The following is a 16,088-nucleotide window of genomic DNA, read 5'->3' as shown; positions in this document are numbered from 1 at the left end:
GATCGGGCAACCTCGAACGATGCAGACCACCGCCAAGCCGCTCGCCGAACTCACCTTTCGCGGTGTGATCCTCGGCGGGATCATCACGCTCTTCTTCACCGCCGCCAACGTCTATCTCGGCCTGAAGGTCGGGCTGACCTTCGCCACCTCGATACCGGCGGCGGTGATCTCAATGGCGATCCTGCGGCTGCTGCCGGGCGGGTCGATTCTGGAGAACAACATCGTCCAGACGATCGCGAGTGCAGCGGGCACGCTGTCGGCGATCATCTTCGTGCTGCCCGGCCTCGTCATGATCGGCTGGTGGCAGGGCTTCCCTTATGTGCAGACCGCGCTCATCACCGCGACGGGCGGTATCCTCGGCGTGATGTTCTCGGTGCCGCTCAGGCGCGCGCTGGTGGTCGATACCGACCTGCCCTACCCGGAGGGTGTCGCCGCCGCCGAAGTGCTCGAAGTCGGCGCGGGATCGCGCGAGGGCGGCGAGGAAAGTGCCGCCGGCCTGAAAGTGCTGGTCGTCAACAGCCTCGCCTCTGCCGGCTTCGCGATCGCGACGCAGACCAAGATCATCACCGACACCGCCGCCACCGCTTTCCGCGTTGGCGCGGGCGCGACGGGGATTTCTGGGAGCCTTTCGTTCGCTTTGCTAGGCGTCGGCCATCTTGTCGGCATTTCGGTCGGTGCGGCGATGGGGCTCGGCCTCGTCATCGGCTGGTTCGTGCTGGTGCCACTGATGACCGCCGCGCAGCCGATGCCCGGCGACGTCGCCGATTGGGTCGGCGCGATCTTCAAGGGGCAGGTGCGCTTCTTCGGCGCGGGCGTGATCGGCGTGTCGGCGATCTGGACGCTGCTGCGGATTGCCGGCCCGGTGCTCGGCGGTGTTCGTTCCGCGCTGGCGGCGAGTGCCGCGCGCAAAGGCGGCGAGACGCTGGCACTCGAAGAACGCGACCTGCCGATCCTGTGGGTCGGCGCCGCCGCGCTGCTGACCTTGCTCCCGATCGTGTGGCTGCTGTGGGACGTGCTGGCGGGCGGCGCGCTGTCGGGATCGGCGGTGCTGCTGATCGCTGGCGCGCTCGTCTTCATCCTCGTCGCCGGGCTGATGATCGCGGCGGTGTGCGGCTATATGGCCGGGCTGATCGGCGCGTCCAATTCGCCAGTGTCGGGGATCGGCATCCTCGCCGCGATCGGCTCGGCGCTGCTGTTGGTCGGGCTGTTCGGCCAGCATCCCGGCGAAGACACCACGCGCGCGCTGATCGCTTATGCGCTGATCGTCACCGGCATCGTGTTCGGGGTCGCGACGATCTCGAACGACAACCTTCAGGATCTCAAGACCGGCCAGCTCGTCGGCGCGACGCCGTGGAAGCAGCAGGTCGCGCTGGTGATCGGCGTGGTGTTCGGCTCGCTCATCATCCCGCCGGTGCTCAACGTCCTCAACACCGGCATCGGCTTCGTCGGCGCGCCGGGCGCCGGGCCGAACGCGCTGGCCGCGCCGCAAGCGGGGTTGATCTCGGCGCTCGCCAAGGGCGTGCTGTCGGGCGACGCCAACTGGACGATGCTCGGCTACGGCGCACTCGCGGGCGTGGCGCTGATCGTGCTCGACGAACTGCTCGGGCAGCTCAAGCTGCTGCGGCTGCCGCCGCTCGGCGTCGCGCTCGGCATCTATTTGCCGATGTCGGTGATCCTGCCGACCGTCACCGGCTCCGTGGTTGGTTTCTTCTACGATCGCTGGGCGCGCCGCAGCGGCAATCCCGAAGTGGCAGAGCGGATGGGCACGCTGACCGCGACCGGGCTGATCGTCGGCGAGAGCCTGTGGGGCGTCGCGTTCGCGTTCATCGTGTATCTGACCGGCAGCGACGCGCCGCTCGCTTTGGTCGGGCCGGGCTTTGCCGGCATCGCGCTGATCGCCGGGACATTGTGCTTCATCGCACTGGCGGCTGGCCTATATCGGCGGACGATGGCGGTCGCGCGGTAGCGCCCGCAATCACGACCATTTCGGAGACGTCTGCCCGCGATTCGCCGGGTCGCGGCGTTCCGGTTCGCATGCGCAGCATCTAAGACCGGGACGCAACCGCAGACCGGATAGGTGCATGACGATACTCGAAGCGGTGGCTCCAGGCAGGACGGCCCGCACTCCCAAGCGATCACAGAGCGCGGCAGGCGGACTCGCCTGGCTGATCGCCGGGCGTTCCAGCAACATCGCGCTGTCGATCGTCACCACCGGGATCCTGTCGCGCTTCCTGACACCGCAGCAATTCGGCCAGCTCGTGCCGGTGATGATCGTCATCTCGCTGTCGATGGCGGTGTTCGACGGTACGTTCGGGGTCGGCATCATCCGCAGCCCGCAGCTTGACCGCGAACGGGTGCGGGTCGCGCTCGGCAATTGCCTGCTCGTCGCGGTGGTGCTGACGGTGGCGCTGATCGCCGGATCGCCACTGATCGAGCGCTTCTTCCATTTTGACCAGCTCGCCGAACTGATCGCCGCCGCGACGATCGTGATCCTGCTGCGCGCGGTGTTCGTGATCGCCTGCGCAGTGTTGCAGCGCGAGCGCCGCTACAAGGAGATTTCGCTCGCCTCGCTGGTCGCGGCGCCGTTCGGATCGCTGATCGTGTCGGTGCCGCTCGCCGTCGCCGGCTATGGCGCGTGGTCGCTGCTGCTGGGGACGATCTCGATGGGCCTTGTCGAGACGGTGATCGTCGCGCGCAAGGCGCGGCTGCCGTGGCGGATCACCATATCGCGCGCCGGCCTGTCCGAACTCGGCGCAACCGAGGGGTTTTTCGCGCTCAACCAGTTGCTCAACTGGGCGGCGCTCTCCAGCACCAATCTTATCGCAGGGCATGTCCTCAGCCTCACCCAGCTCGGTTTTTATTCGCGAAGCTGGCGGCTGCTCGACATCGCCGTCTCCGCGACGAGCGGGCCGATGCAGCGCGTGCTGGTGCCGGTGTTCGCGGGGTTACAGGACGGCGGCGGCGCAGCACGCGACACGTTCGAACGTGCGCTGGCAGTGGCGGTGCCGGTATTCGCCATCGCCGGCGCGCTCGCCTGCCTCCATGCCGAGGCGATCGTGCGCGCGCTGCTCGGCACGCAATGGTTGGAGACGATCCCGCTCGTCCAGATCCTGTTCTCGGCGCTGGTCGCGCGCTGCGGCTACAAGGTGTCGGAAAGCGTGCTGGTCGGGTTCGGCCGCGCGCGATCGGCGGCGGTGCGCCAGTTGCTCTATCTCGTCGCGCTAGGCTCGGGCGCGCTGATCGCAGTGCGCTGGCAATCCACCGGGATCGCACTCAGTACGTCGGTCGCGGTGTGGCTGTTCTATCTGCTGTCTTTGAGTCAGGCGGTCCGGCTGGTCCACGCCAGTCTTGGCCGCGTGGTCCTGATCCACGCCCGCGCCGCCGCGCTGGCTACGCTTCTGGTGGCGTTCCATGTCTTGATATCGTTCGCAGTCACCCGTCTGAGCTATTGGCCCGGCGAGGTGCTGGTCGCGGCGGCGGATGTCGGATTCATCGGTGCGATCCTGCTCGCCGCGCCGCCGTGGCTGGTGGAGCGCACCCTGCGAACCATGATCCTCACGCGCGGTCGCGGCGCGTGACCACGCCGACGATCGTCTATCTCTACGGCCAGACCTTGCCCAACAAGGCCGCCAACTCGGGTGCGGTAATCGGGCTATGCTCCGCGCTCGCCGCCGCCGGGGAACGCGTGTGCGTGATATCCCCCACTGGCGGCACGTCGGCGGAGATCGCCGCAACCTACCAGCCGCATTCCGGTGTGACGTTTCAGCATCTCGACGTGCCCGATAGCGCCAGACGGTATCCGGCCTTTGCCGCCGCCGCAGGCCGGGCCGAGTTCGCGCGGGCGATCGTCATCACTCGCATGCCGCAGGTCGCGATCCTGACCGCGCTGCTAGGGCGGCGGACCGTGCTGGAACTGCACCAGCATTCGAACACGTTCAAACATTGGGCGCTGTGGCGCCGGCTGCTGCATCTCGTCCGGCCGAACCGGCTGCGTATCGCCGCGCTGTCACAAGGGGTGGTCGACGAACTCGATCCGTTGCTTCGCGCCAAGGGCGGCGAACCCACCATCATCGCCAGCGCGGCGCGCAACTTCGGCGCAGACGGCAAAGTCGAGCCGCTGTACGATATCGGCTTCATCGGCAGCTTCATGCCCGGCAAAGGCGTCGGTTTCGTAGAGACCATCGCTCAGCTCGCACCGCACTATAGCGTCGTCCTGTACGGCGATCCTTCACGCGACCCACCCACCGCAGCGCGGCTGTCGGCGCTCCCCAACGTCACGCTCGCCGGCTATGTGAACCCAAGCGAGGTCGCCGCGGCGCTGGCGAGTTTCCGGGTCGGTCTCGCGCCCTATGACCGCGCCGGCTTCGGCGGGGATGGATCGCCGTTCGTGCGCGCGGACGATCTCTCGTCGCTCAAGATCGTCGAATATCTATCGGCGCGGCGGATCGTGGTCGCCTCCCGCATCCCCTCGGTGACCCGCATGGTCGCGGATCGCCACAGCGCGATGCTGTGCGATCCCGACGATCCCGCCGACTGGCTACGCGCGATCGACACGGTGTTGACCGATCGAGCGCTCGGCGCGTCCATCGCCGGCCAGGGCCGCGCGCTCTACGAACAGCAGTTCAGCTTCGACATCCGCGCCCGGCGCTTCCGCGCGCTGATCGATCAGCTCCGCTGACCGGCCAACCGCGTCACATCGCCGCGAGCAGGCTCGCGATCGGGATGAATGCGAACGCCACCGAACTGTCCGCCACGCCGTAGGGCACGAACAGCTTGTCGCCGTGCTTCATCGCGCCGCAGGTATAGACGACGTTGGGCACATAGCCCTCGCGGTCCTGATCTGCGGCAGCGAGGATCGGTTCCTTGGTCCGGCCAAGCACCTTGGACGGATCGTGCTTGTCGAGCAGCACCGCACCGATCGCATATTTGCGCATCGCGCCGACGCCGTGAGTCAGCAGCAGCCAGCCCTGATCGACCTCGATCGGCGGGCCGCAATTGCCGATCTGCACCAGTTCCCACGGCAGTTCGGGGGTGAGCAATTTCTCGCCCTCTTCCCAATGCGTGAGCGTGTCCGACTTGAGCAGGAACAGGTTCTCGCCGTCCTGCCGGCCAATCATCATATATTGCCCGTCGATTTTGCGCGGGAACAGCGCCATACCCTTGTTGCGCGCGGCCGGGCCGGTCATCGGCACCAGATCGAACGCGCGGAAATCGCGCGTTCGCATCAACTCGGACTGAATCACCGAGCCATTGTAGGCGGTATAGGTGCCGAGCCACTCCCACGATCCGTCTTCGTGCTGGAAATGGACGAGCCGCAGATCCTCCAGCCCCTTCGACTGCGCGTTGGTGATCGGGAAGATCACCGTGCCCGACAGAGTCGAGTCGCGGTGGCGATACACGGTCACCGGCCCCTCGGGCACATGCTCCTCATCGACGCCGACCATGTCGGTGGCGGTCGCGAAGGGAGGCTCTGGCGCGAGCTTCAACTCGTTGTTGTCGGTGATGATGCCTTCGCGGAAGGCGACCGAGGAGATGTGCCCCTCACCCACCGCGCGCAGCGACATGAGGATGCGCTGCGATCCCGGCGGCATGCCGGACTGGTCGTGATGCGGCACCGCGCTCGGGTTCATCAGCGCGGCAGCGGCGTAGCTGTATTCGTGACAGAAATAGGCGCCGATCAACTGACGCTTCTCGTCGTCAATCGCCGCACCGTCGAGACCGAGCATCCCTTCGATCTCGTCATAGCGCGTCATGAACACGCGGCGCGTCTGCCAGTGCCGCGCCTCGAAATCCTTGAGCACAACCTCCAACTCGGCGCTCGTCTCCGTGGCGTTGAGTTCGAGGACGGCGTTGACGATCCGCTCGGTGCGGCTCGGCCCCTGCCCGTTATTCGCCCAGGCAAGGTGGAACGGACGCACGACGACCCGCGACGGATCGGCATGCAGCCGCAGTGCATGGTGGAACAAATCTATCACGCTTCAGCCTCGCAATCGTCCGCACTCGCGGCGTCGCGAGCGAGGCTACGCGACGGCGCGATCCGGTCCTGCCACGCTTTCGGCCCGTTTTGAAAGCCCCGAAATCGCGCAAGAGGCAAGTTGCAGCGCCAAAATCGACTCAGCACCCTGATTGCGGTTGAGTCCGGTCGGCATAAGTCCGTCGAAACAGCCGCCATCTTGCACCGTGGCGAGCGGCAGATCGAGATCGTTGACGCCCAGATACCAAAGATATGCCCGCATCGCCTCGTCGATCCAGCGCTGCTCGCCGGTCGCCTCGAAGGCCGCTTCGCACGCCTCGATGGTCGCCTGCGCTTCGAGCGGTTGCTGGTCGAACGGCAACGGCGGCTGATACGGCCGGTTGAAGCTCTCGCTGCCGACCGCGCGGAAGCGGCCCTCGGGCGAGGTCTGCTGTGCGATGATCCAGTCGAGCGTGGCCTTGCCGCAAGCGATCAGGTCGTCACGGTGCAACGCCTTGCCGGCGCGGAGCAGCGCCTCCGGCAGACGGGCGTTGTCATAGGCGAGGACGATCTCGAACCATTCCCATTCCGGCCGACGCGCCTCCTCAAGAAGTGCGAGCAACTCGGCTGAGAAGCGCGTGAGGATGCTGCGCGCCAATGTGTGGCCGGGAAACGCCTCGAGGATCGCCGCCGCGCCGAGCATCGCGAAGCCGTGCGCGCGCGGGCTGCCCAACTCGAAAGCCAGCGAGGCGGTCATGTCGAACATCGCCACCGCCCAGTCGCGATGCTTGGCGTGCCGTGCATCGCGCGCGGTGACGCCGAGTGCCCAGAGCGTGCGACCGTTCGAATCCTCAGAACCGACCTCTTCACACCACGAACGATCAAACCGCATGAAATTACGGAAGCGACGCGCCTCAGGGTTCCAGGCATATTGCAGGAACGATTCGTAGATCGTCATCCACTTGTCGCGCGTGTCGTCGGCAAGCGAGTTCATCTTGCAGGTCAGCATCAGCGCGCGGGCATTGTCGTCGATGCAATAGCCGTGGCGGCGATCGGGCACCGAGAAGATCGCGTGCTGGAACATGCCTGTCGAATCGCTCATCCGCTCGACTGCGGAGAAATCCGGGTCGAGCGGGCTGAGCGACGCGCTCGGCCCGGCAATCCGGCGCGGGCGCGCGGCGATCATCCCGACGATCTCGCGCATCGCCCGCTCGGCGAGGCGCGGCCAGATCATCGTGCGGCCACGCTCATAGGCGCGCTGCGACAGGCGCAAGCGGTTGCGATCGCTGCCGAGCAGCGCGTTGATTTCCCGCGCGAATGCCTCGCTGTCACCGAAATCGACCAGCACGCCATGCCCATCTGAAAGAATCTCGGTGGCGTGGACATAGGGCGTGGACACCACCGCCTTGCCAACGCCGACGGCGTAGGAGAGCGTGCCCGAGGTGATCTGGGCCGGGTTCACATAAGGCGTCGCATAGATGTCGGCGGCCTGGAGATAGTCGATCAGATCGTCATGCTCGAGGAACTCGTCGATGAAAGCGACCTGATCCGCGACGCCATGCTCGGCGGCAAGCGCCTTGAGCCGATCACGGTACGCCTCGCCTTCATGTGCGACGAGATTGGGGTGCGTGGCACCAAGCACGACGTAGAGCGCATCGGGATGCTTCTCGGTGATCGCCGGCATCGCATCGATGATCGTCTCGATGCCCTTGCCGGGCGCGAGCAGGCCGAACGTGAAGATCACCCGCTTGCCCTGCCAACCGAACCGCGCCTTGAGCGTATCGGGTTCGACGAAATCGCGATCGGGCACGCCGTGCGGGATCATCGCCACCGTGCGCGCACTCGCGCCATAGACGCGTTCGAGGATCTCGCGACCGCGTTCGGCCATGACGATGATCTTGGCGGCGCGGCGCAGCAGCCCTTCCATCACGCGCCGCTCATCGGCGGTCGGCCGTTCGAGGATGGTGTGCAGCGTCACGATGACGGGAATTGAAACACGGTCGAGCAAGGCGAGCAGATGCTCGCCCGCCGGGCCACCGTAGATGCCATATTCGTGCTGGACCCACAACGCCTGCGCGCCGCTCTGCTCGATCGCGCGGGCGGCCTCGGAATAGGCGATGCGATCCTGCTCGGGGATGCTCATCGTCACTTCGGACGGGTATACGTAGCGGCCGGGATGATCGTCCATCGCATAGACGTCGATCTTCAGATCAGGAAACCGACCCTTTAGCGCGGTGAACGTATCCGTCGTGTATGTCGCTATGCCGCATTTGCGCGGAAGGAAATTGCCGATCAAGGCAATGTGATCGACCGAAGGAAGCACGTCTGCTGATCGTGTCATCGTAGGCCATCCTGCATGAACCTGGGCTTAATGCCCGTTGTGCCCGTTAAACGGCTCGGTGGCGATAAGGTTGCAGTATTGTTGCAGTGCGGCGGATCAATCTCATTGATTTGAATCAACATTTTTCCTTTTGTTCAGCCTCGGCCGCGATAGCCCGGCACGTCCTGCGAAGGCAGCCACAGCCCCTCCGGCGGTGCGCCCGATTGCCAGAATACGTCGATCGGCATGCCGCCACGCGGATACCAATACCCGCCGATCCGCAACCACAGCGGTTGCATTTCGGCAAACAGTCGCTCGCCGATGCCGACCGTGCAATCCTCATGGAACGCCTGATGGTTGCGGAAGGCGCCGAGGAACAGCTTGAGCGACTTGGACTCGACGATCGTGTCGTCCGGCGCATAGTCGATGACCAGGTGCGCAAAGTCCGGCTGCGCCGTCACCGGGCATAGCGAGGTGAATTCGGGCGCGGTGAAGCGCACCAGATACGGGCGCCCGCGACGCGGATTGGGAACGTAATCGAGTACCGCTTCCTCAGGCGAGGAAGGCAGCACGCTGGTCTGGCCGAGATGCGTTGGGGTCATGCGGACTATGTAGGGATGGCGGGCGCGGATCGCCACCGGCTCCGTTCGCCCCACCCCCTCGACTTCGCTCGGGGCGAAGGGCTAGGAACCGCCGCGAACGGCACGGAGAACACAGATGGACTCGCTGGTATCGACCGAATGGCTCGCCGCCGAACTTGGCGCGAGCGATCTGCGCATCGTCGATGCGAGCTATTACCTCGCCGAGCATAAGCGCGATGCGCAGGCCGAGTTCGCAGCCGCACACATTCCGGGCGCGGTGTTTCTCGATCTCGCGGAGGTCGCTGACACAGCGAGTCCCTTCCCCACCATGCTGCCCGCGCCCGAAAAGTTCGCGAGCCGGATGCAGTCGCTCGGCCTTGGCGATGGCACGCGGATCGTGATCTATGACGCTTCACCCGTGCGATCTTCGGCGCGGGCGTGGTGGATGCTGCGCCACTTCGGCGTGCGCGATGTCGCGATCCTCGACGGTGGCTTCATCAAATGGCGTGCCGAGGGCCGCGCCACTGAAAGCGGCGTGCCAATGCCACGCCACCGCCACTTCGCCATCACTTCGGTACGCGACGACGTCCGCGATCTGGCGGCGATGCGCGCCAACATCGACAGCGGCGCCGAGCAAGTGCTCGACGCCCGCTCAGCGAGCCGCTTCACCGGCGAAGAAGCCGATCCGCGCCCCGGCGTGGCATCGGGCCATATTCCAGGCTCGAAGCATCTGCATTATGCGACGCTGTTCAACGCCGACAATACGTGGAAGAGCGGCGAGGCCCTACACGCCGCGTTCGACGCTGCCGGGATCAATCTGACGAAACCGCTCGTCACCACCTGCGGATCGGGCATCACCGCCTCCGGGCTGCTGTTCGGCGCGCATCTGCTCGGCGCAGACGGCGCGCTCTATGACGGCAGTTGGTCCGAATGGGGCGCCGATCCCGCCACCCCCAAGGCGACGGGCGAAGCATGAGCGCGAACGAGAAGGGCGATTCGACCCGCGTCGTCGGTGCGGGGCGGCGCAAGCAATGGACTCAGGGCATCGTCAACACGCCGGTTTGGCGCGCCTCGACCATCCTCTACGATAGCGTCGCCGATCTGCGCGCCTCGGGCGCGAGCGACACGCACCACCGGCTTTTCTACGGCCGGCGCGGCACGCCGACGCAGTGGAGCCTCGCCGATGCGCTCACCGAACTCGAACCGGGCGCCGAGGCGACCTTCCTCTACCCTTCCGGCGTCGCGGCGATCGCTGCGGCTTTGCTGTCGGTGCTGTCGCCCGGTGACGAATTGCTGCTGGTCGATAGCGCCTATGATCCGTCACGCGGGATCGCCAACACGTTGCTCAAGCGGATGGGCATTACGACGCGTTTCTACGATCCGCTGATCGGTGCCGGCATTGCCGAACTGATCGGCCCCGCCACCCGCGCGATCCTGATGGAAAGCCCCGGCAGCCTCACCTTCGAAGTGCAGGACGTGCCGGCGATCTGCGCGGCGGCGAAGGCGCGCGGCGTGGTAACGTTGCTCGACAACACCTGGGCGACGCCGCTGTTTTTTCCGGCGATCCAGCATGGTGTCGATCTGTCGATCCTCGCCTGCACCAAATACGTCGTCGGCCATTCGGACGTGATGCTCGGATCGGTGACGGCGGCGCCCGGGCATTTCAGCAAGTTGCGCGATACCAGCTTTCAATTGGGCCAGGTCGCCAGCCCCGATGATGCGTGGCTCGGCGCGCGCGGCCTGCGCACGATGGCGGTGCGGCTGCGCCAGCATCAGGCGAGCGCGCTGCGGATCGCCGAGTGGCTGGCGACTCGCCCGGAAGTATCGCGCGTGCTCCACCCCGCTTTGCCCTCTTGCCCCGGCCACGAGATTTTTGCGCGTGATTTCAAAGGATCGTCGGGGCTGTTCTCGTTCGTGCTGAACGGCGGCGACGACGCGGCACGCGCCGCGCTGATCGACGGGCTGGAGCATTTCGGCATCGGCTTTAGCTGGGGCGGGTTCGAGAGCCTCGCGCTGCCGGTCGATCCCGCGCGCCATCGCACCGCAACACGCCGCGACGATGCCGGGCCGATCGTCCGCCTCCAGATCGGACTGGAGGATACCGACGATCTGATCGCCGATCTTGACGCGGGGCTGGCGCGGTTTCGGGCGCACGTCTTCTGAAAGGGGACCTGTTGCTCGGGCACAACACGAGCAACAAAACAGACACAAACCAGCAAAATTTTGTTGTACTGCACCATGAGCAGCGGCACATGAAAGCCTCCAACGGCAAGTTGCGCGGAGGGTTCGCCCTTACAGACGCACATGCTCGCGGAAGCAGGCGGGGACGACGCATTTCGAAAGGAAAACGATGCGCTTCTCCACACTCTCACTCGGCGCGCTGCTGCTCGCCGCCTCCGCCACGCCCGCCTTCGCGGACGACGCACCGACCGCTCCCGCTCCGGCGTTCACCGTTTCGGGCGGCGCGACATTGATCTCCGATTATCGGTTCCGCGGCATCTCGCAGACCGACAAGAAGGTCGCGTTGCAGGGCACCTTCACGGTCTCGCACGAGTCCGGCCTCTATGCGACCGTCTGGGGTTCCTCGATCGACGATTACGTCGCCAACGGCAGCGACCAGGAAGTCGATCTGATCGCGGGCTATACGAAGACGATCAACGGCATCAAGCTCGACGGCGGCGTGCTCTATTATTACTATCCGGGCGGCGGCCACGCCAACACCGACTTCGCCGAGCCGTATTTCGACATCTCGACCCAGATGGGTCCGGTCAACGGCAAGGTCACGGTCAATTACGCGCCCAAGCAGAAGGCGTTGAGCGTCGGCAACGGCGCGGAATCGAACGTCTATCTCGCAGGCGATCTCGCGGCATCGATTCCGAACACCGCATTCGGCCTGACCGCGCATCTGGGCCACACTTTCGGGCCGAGCTATCTGTCGATCGGCAACGAATATACCGATTGGGGCCTTGGCGCTTCCTACACCTGGAATCACCTGACGCTCGGCGTGAGCTATGTGGATACCAACAAGGACTCGTTCATCACCGACCAGCACAACGAGACGCGCAACATCTCCAAGGGCGGCGTGGTGGTGTCGCTGGGCGCGGCCTTCTAAACCTCCGCGCGCGCAAAGAAAAAGGGAGCGGTGCGCCGCTCCCTTTTTTGTGTCTCGATGCGACCGGCCCGAAGGCCGGCGATATCACCTCGGCGCGGACGCGCGCGCGCTCTGGCCATCGCCTTCCGGTGCTGCGACCACGTCGCGAGTCGAGGCGCCCTTGTCGACCACGTTGGTCTGCGGATCGTCGACCGACGAGCGAATGCCGGGATCGTCCGAATCGACCCCCGCCGCGGCGATCGTCGCGCTCTCGCCCGCGCCACGCGCTGCAGGACCGCCGAACAGAGCATCGAGCGCCTGCGCATTGGGACTGATATCGTTGGCACGCGCAGCACCCGGCTGCGGTGGCGCCAGCGAGAAATCGGGCGGGATCACCAGCGGCGCCTGACGCGCGACGGCGAATTCGTCCGGCCCGCCGGGGCGACCGAGCCGCGAATGGCCACAGCCGCCGAGCAACAGCGCGACGCTCGATACGCTCGCCACACAAACCAGTTTACGCATTGCCAGAATTCTCCACAGAAGCTCGTTCCGCCCGGGGCTTGTCGCGTACCAGAAGCGCGCGGACGAACAAGACGAGCACCCCTACCGTAATCGCGGCATCAGCGACATTGAAGACCAAAAACGGTTGCCATGCGCCGATATGAAAATCGGCGAAATCGACGACATAACCGAGCCGAACCCGATCGAGGATGTTGCCGAGCGCACCGCCGAACACGCAGCCGAGCGCGATCTGCTCGATCCGCTTCGGCTCGCGCAGCATCCACACCAGCACGCCGAGCGCGATCAGCCCGGTCATCGCCACCAGCAACCAGCGCGACGTGTCGTTGCTCGCATGCAGCAGCCCGAGCGAGACGCCGCGATTGGCGACGAATTGCAGGTTGAAGAACGGCGTGATCTCACGCGCGTTGGTCAACTCATCGAGACCGAGCACATGCGTGACCCCGTATTTCGCGGCCTGATCTGCGACGAACAGCAACGCGGCGGCGGCGAAGCCGGCGACAGGCAAGCGGCTCATGCCACGACGCTTTCGCAGCGGTCGCACAGCGCGAGGTCTTGGGTCACTTCGGGCAACAACCGCCAGCAGCGGCCGCATTTGTGGTAATCGGTGCGGGTCACCGACACCCCCTCGCCCTTCGACACTTTCGCGACGATGAACGCCTCGGCCAGTTCCGCCGCATCGACCGGCAGCGACGGCACCGTCACCTCGGCCTCAAGACTGGAGCGCACGACCTTCTCGCGCCGCAGCGGCTCGATCGCCTCGGTGACTTGTGCGCGCAAGGCCCGCACCTCGGCCCACAAAGTCGACACGCCGTCGTCGCCCGGCACTGCCGGCAACTCAGGCCATTCGAGGAAATGCACCGAGCCATCCTCACTCGGGTAGCGCGCCTGCCACACTTCCTCGGCGGTGAAGCACAGGATCGGCGCGGCGTAGCGCACCAACGCATGGAACAGGATGTCGAACACGGTGCGCGCGGCGCGACGCTTGAGGTCCGACGGCGCATCGCAATACAGCGAATCCTTGCGGATATCGAAATAGAAGGCCGACAGATCTTCCTGCGCGAAATCGGTGAGCAACCGCAGGTAGCGGTTGAACTCATAGGCTTCCGCCGCCGCCTTCAGCTCGACGTCGAGCGTGCCGAGCAGGTGGAGCACGTAGCGCTCCAGTTCGGGCATCTCGGCGGGGGAGAGCTTCTCGGCATCGTCGAACCCGTCGAGCGCGCCGAGCAGGTAGCGGAAGGTGTTGCGCAGCTTGCGATAGGCGTCGGAGGTGGTGTTGAGCACCTCCTTGCCGATGCGGACGTCCTCGAAATAATCGACCGAAGCGACCCACATGCGCAGGATGTCAGCGCCGCTTTCGCCGATCACCTTCAACGGATCGACGACATTGCCGAGGCTCTTCGACATCTTGCGCCCATTGCCGTCGAGCGCGAAGCCATGCGTCAGCACCGCGTCATAGGGCGCACGCCCGCGCGTGCCGCAGCTTTCGAGCAGCGAAGACTGGAACCAGCCGCGATGCTGGTCCGAGCCTTCGAGGTACAGGTTGGCGCGCGTGCCTTCGCCGTAGCGCGCCTCGATCACGAAGGCGTGCGTCGAACCCGAATCGAACCACACGTCGAGGATGTCGGTGACGACCTCATAGTCGGCGGCGTTATACTCGGCGCCGAGCAACGCCTGATGATCGGCCGAGAACCACGCGTCGGCGCCGCCCGCCGTGAACGCGTCGCGAATGCGCGCGTTGACCGCCGGGTCGCGGAGATAGTCGCCGGTCGCACGGTTAACGTAGAGCGCGATTGGCACGCCCCACGCGCGCTGACGCGAGATCACCCAATCGGGCCGCTGCGAGACCATCGCGTTGATGCGGTTCTTGGCGCGCTCGGGCACCCAGCGGGTATGTTCGATCGCATCGAGCGCGATCTCGCGGAGCGTGGCCATGTTGCCCTCTCCCGCTTGCGGGAGAGGGTGGCCGAGCGCAGCGAGGTCGGGAGAGGGCCTGTCGCCGCTGGACACCGCGTTTGCGGACACGCCCTCCCCTAGCCCCTCCCGCACGCGGGAGGGGGACTCGGTTTCGCTCCGGTCCATCGGAATGAACCACTGCGGCGTAGCGCGGAAGATCACCTTCGCCTTCGAGCGCCAGCTATGCGGATAGGAATGCGCGAAATCGTCGCTCGCCGCGAGCAGCGCGCCGGCCGAGCGCAGATCGGTGCAGATCGGCCCGTCGGCGCTGACGAACTTCTTGTTGATGACGCTGCCCTGCCCGCCCAGCCACAGCCAGTCGGCGCGGTACATGCCCGCGCCATCGACCGCGAACACCGGATCGATGCCGTTGGCCTTGCACAGCAGGAAATCGTCCTCGCCGTGATCCGGCGCCATATGGACGAGGCCGGTGCCGGCATCGGTCGTGACGAAATCCCCCGCGAGGAACGGGCGAGGCTTGGCGAAGAACCCGCCGAGATGATGCATCGGGTGGCGCGCGATGGCTCCGGCGAGTTGTACACCAGTAAAGGTAGGCGGCGTTTCGACGCTCGACATATCCATTTCAAGAAGCGACAAGAATTCAGCGCTGGGCGCCGGCGGCTGCCTCGTTATACCTTGACGCCGCTCCCAGTCAGCTTGCTCCTGCTCTTCGTATTCTTCTTGCAAGGACGGAAGATCGCCAACACGTTGAAGAAATGTATCCCAAAGCTCGTCAGCTATGAGAACTTTCTTCGGGCCATACTGTATCAATCGGTAAATGATCTCCGGCCCATACGCCAAAGCCTGATTCACCGGGATCGTCCACGGCGTCGTCGTCCAGATCACCGCATGCGCGCCGACCAGTTCGGGCGCGTTCGGCGCTTCTGTGATCTCGAATGCGACGTCGATCTGCGTCGAGACCACGTCTTCGTACTCGACCTCGGCCTCGGCCAGAGCGGTCTTCTCGACCGGGGACCACATCACCGGCTTTGCACCGCGATAGAGCTGCCCCGACTCAGCGAACTTGAGCAGTTCGCCGACGATCGCCGCCTCGGCCTCATACTTCATGGTCAGATACGGATCGGTCCAATCGCCCATCACGCCGAGCCGCTCGAACTGCGCGCGCTGCACCGCGACCCACTTCTCGGCATAGGCACGGCATTCGGCGCGGAACTGCGCGACCGGCACCTGATCCTTGTCGAGCTTCTTGGCGCGATACGCCTCCTCGACCTTCCATTCGATCGGCAGGCCGTGGCAATCCCAACCCGGCACATAGGGAGCGTCCTTGCCCATCAGCGACTGGCTGCGGACGATGATGTCCTTGAGCACCTTGTTCATCGCATGGCCCATGTGAATATCGCCATTCGCATAGGGCGGGCCGTCGTGGAGGATGAAGCGTTCGCGCCCGGCGCGCTGTTCGCGCAGGCGATCGTACAGGCCGAGCTCCTCCCACCGCGCCAGAATCGCGGGTTCCTTGGCGGCAAGGCCAGCCTTCATCGGGAAGTCGGTCTTCGGCAGGAAGACGGTCTCGCGCCAGTCGCGCGGCGTATCAGAGAGGATCGTATCGGTCATGGGTGGAGGCGCAGTATACGAGGGGCGCGCGCGATACAAATTGTTCAAGGCGGTTCCCTTTCGCACCCGTGCGGCTAGGGACGGCGTTCAACCATC

Annotated in this window: 12 protein-coding genes; 6 read left to right on the top strand and 6 right to left on the bottom strand. The window is 65.5% G+C overall.

The genetic code is table 11. The annotated features are described in order from the left end of the window. Nucleotides 1-19: 19 nt before the first annotated feature. The 3 genes from EWE75_RS11520 to EWE75_RS11510 all read left to right on the top strand — a co-directional run bounded on the left by EWE75_RS11520 (nt 20) and on the right by EWE75_RS11510 (nt 4,678). Nucleotides 20-1,966, top strand: coding sequence for an OPT family oligopeptide transporter (locus EWE75_RS11520; RefSeq protein ID WP_130157542.1), 1,947 nt, complete (start codon nt 20-22; stop codon nt 1,964-1,966). A gap of 115 nt (nt 1,967-2,081) precedes the next feature. Beyond that, nucleotides 2,082-3,578 (top strand): oligosaccharide flippase family protein, encoded by a 1,497-nt coding sequence (locus EWE75_RS11515; RefSeq protein ID WP_130157540.1) that lies wholly within the window; start codon nt 2,082-2,084, stop codon nt 3,576-3,578. After that, complete coding sequence (locus EWE75_RS11510) at nt 3,575-4,678, top strand: glycosyltransferase family 4 protein (protein WP_165388354.1); 1,104 nt, start codon at nt 3,575-3,577, stop codon at nt 4,676-4,678. Before EWE75_RS11515 ends, EWE75_RS11510 begins: the two co-directional genes overlap by 4 nt. Nucleotides 4,679-4,691: 13 nt before the next feature. Here the strand turns inward: EWE75_RS11510 and EWE75_RS11505 are convergent, their stop codons facing one another. From EWE75_RS11505 to queF, 3 genes are all read right to left on the bottom strand, one after another. Continuing rightward, nucleotides 4,692-5,975, bottom strand: a complete 1,284-nt coding sequence (locus tag EWE75_RS11505; protein ID WP_130157536.1) for a glycoside hydrolase family 130 protein — start codon at nt 5,973-5,975, stop codon at nt 4,692-4,694. A 45-nt stretch (nt 5,976-6,020) separates the two neighbouring features. Further along, entirely contained in the window at nt 6,021-8,294 is a 2,274-nt protein-coding gene (locus EWE75_RS11500) for a glycosyltransferase family 4 protein (protein ID WP_130157534.1), read from the bottom strand. Between the two features lie 134 nt (nt 8,295-8,428). After that, nucleotides 8,429-8,875, bottom strand: coding sequence for a preQ(1) synthase (gene queF / locus EWE75_RS11495; RefSeq protein ID WP_130157532.1), 447 nt, complete (start codon nt 8,873-8,875; stop codon nt 8,429-8,431). 115 nt (nt 8,876-8,990) lie between these two features. Here queF and EWE75_RS11490 point away from each other — a divergent pair, with 115 nt between their 5' ends. From EWE75_RS11490 to EWE75_RS11480, 3 genes are all read left to right on the top strand, one after another. Next, a complete protein-coding gene (locus EWE75_RS11490; protein ID WP_130157531.1) occupies nt 8,991-9,830 on the top strand; it encodes a sulfurtransferase in 840 nt (279 codons plus the stop codon). Beyond that, on the top strand, nt 9,827-11,017 hold the full coding sequence (gene metC, locus EWE75_RS11485) for a cystathionine beta-lyase (protein WP_130157529.1): 1,191 nt from the start codon (nt 9,827-9,829) through the stop codon (nt 11,015-11,017). The genes EWE75_RS11490 and metC overlap by 4 nt, the downstream gene beginning before the upstream one ends. A 187-nt stretch (nt 11,018-11,204) precedes the next feature. After that, the gene (locus EWE75_RS11480; RefSeq protein WP_130157527.1) at nt 11,205-11,966 is read left to right on the top strand and encodes a TorF family putative porin; all 762 of its coding nucleotides are present in this window, start codon (nt 11,205-11,207) and stop codon (nt 11,964-11,966) included. 84 nt (nt 11,967-12,050) lie between these two features. Here EWE75_RS11480 and EWE75_RS11475 read toward each other — a convergent pair whose 3' ends face one another. From EWE75_RS11475 to ileS, 3 genes are read right to left on the bottom strand one after another with little or no spacing between them, the layout of a single operon-like run. Beyond that, nucleotides 12,051-12,467 carry a DUF3035 domain-containing protein gene (locus EWE75_RS11475; RefSeq protein ID WP_130157524.1) on the bottom strand — a complete coding sequence of 139 codons (417 nt, stop codon included), beginning with the start codon at nt 12,465-12,467 and terminating at the stop codon, nt 12,051-12,053. Continuing rightward, nucleotides 12,460-12,981, bottom strand: a complete 522-nt coding sequence (gene lspA / locus EWE75_RS11470) for a signal peptidase II (RefSeq protein WP_130157522.1) — start codon at nt 12,979-12,981, stop codon at nt 12,460-12,462. The genes EWE75_RS11475 and lspA overlap by 8 nt, the downstream gene beginning before the upstream one ends. After that, nucleotides 12,978-15,992, bottom strand: a complete 3,015-nt coding sequence (gene ileS / locus EWE75_RS11465) for an isoleucine--tRNA ligase (RefSeq protein ID WP_130157520.1) — start codon at nt 15,990-15,992, stop codon at nt 12,978-12,980. Before ileS ends, lspA begins: the two co-directional genes overlap by 4 nt. Nucleotides 15,993-16,088: the final 96 nt, after the last annotated feature.

Origin of the sequence: Sphingomonas populi (assembly GCF_004208535.1) — a bacterium.
GTDB lineage: Bacteria > Pseudomonadota > Alphaproteobacteria > Sphingomonadales > Sphingomonadaceae > Sphingomonas > Sphingomonas populi.
The sequence above is the reverse complement of the archived record's forward strand: the minus strand, read 5'-3'. Positions and strand labels throughout refer to the sequence as shown.

Bases quoted from the DNA above. Each gene is read 5' to 3' on its own strand.
- EWE75_RS11500 (WP_130157534.1), bottom strand. From the start codon at position 8,294: ATGACACGATCAGCAGACGTGCTTCCTTCGGTCGATCACATTGCCTTG.
- EWE75_RS11520 (WP_130157542.1), top strand. From the start codon at position 20: ATGCAGACCACCGCCAAGCCGCTCGCCGAACTCACCTTTCGCGGTGTG.
- EWE75_RS11475 (WP_130157524.1), bottom strand. From the start codon at position 12,467: ATGCGTAAACTGGTTTGTGTGGCGAGCGTATCGAGCGTCGCGCTGTTG.
- EWE75_RS11480 (WP_130157527.1), top strand. From the start codon at position 11,205: ATGCGCTTCTCCACACTCTCACTCGGCGCGCTGCTGCTCGCCGCCTCC.
- metC (WP_130157529.1), top strand. From the start codon at position 9,827: ATGAGCGCGAACGAGAAGGGCGATTCGACCCGCGTCGTCGGTGCGGGG.
- queF (WP_130157532.1), bottom strand. From the start codon at position 8,875: ATGACCCCAACGCATCTCGGCCAGACCAGCGTGCTGCCTTCCTCGCCT.
- EWE75_RS11515 (WP_130157540.1), top strand. From the start codon at position 2,082: ATGACGATACTCGAAGCGGTGGCTCCAGGCAGGACGGCCCGCACTCCC.
- lspA (WP_130157522.1), bottom strand. From the start codon at position 12,981: ATGAGCCGCTTGCCTGTCGCCGGCTTCGCCGCCGCCGCGTTGCTGTTC.
- EWE75_RS11490 (WP_130157531.1), top strand. From the start codon at position 8,991: ATGGACTCGCTGGTATCGACCGAATGGCTCGCCGCCGAACTTGGCGCG.
- ileS (WP_130157520.1), bottom strand. From the start codon at position 15,992: ATGACCGATACGATCCTCTCTGATACGCCGCGCGACTGGCGCGAGACC.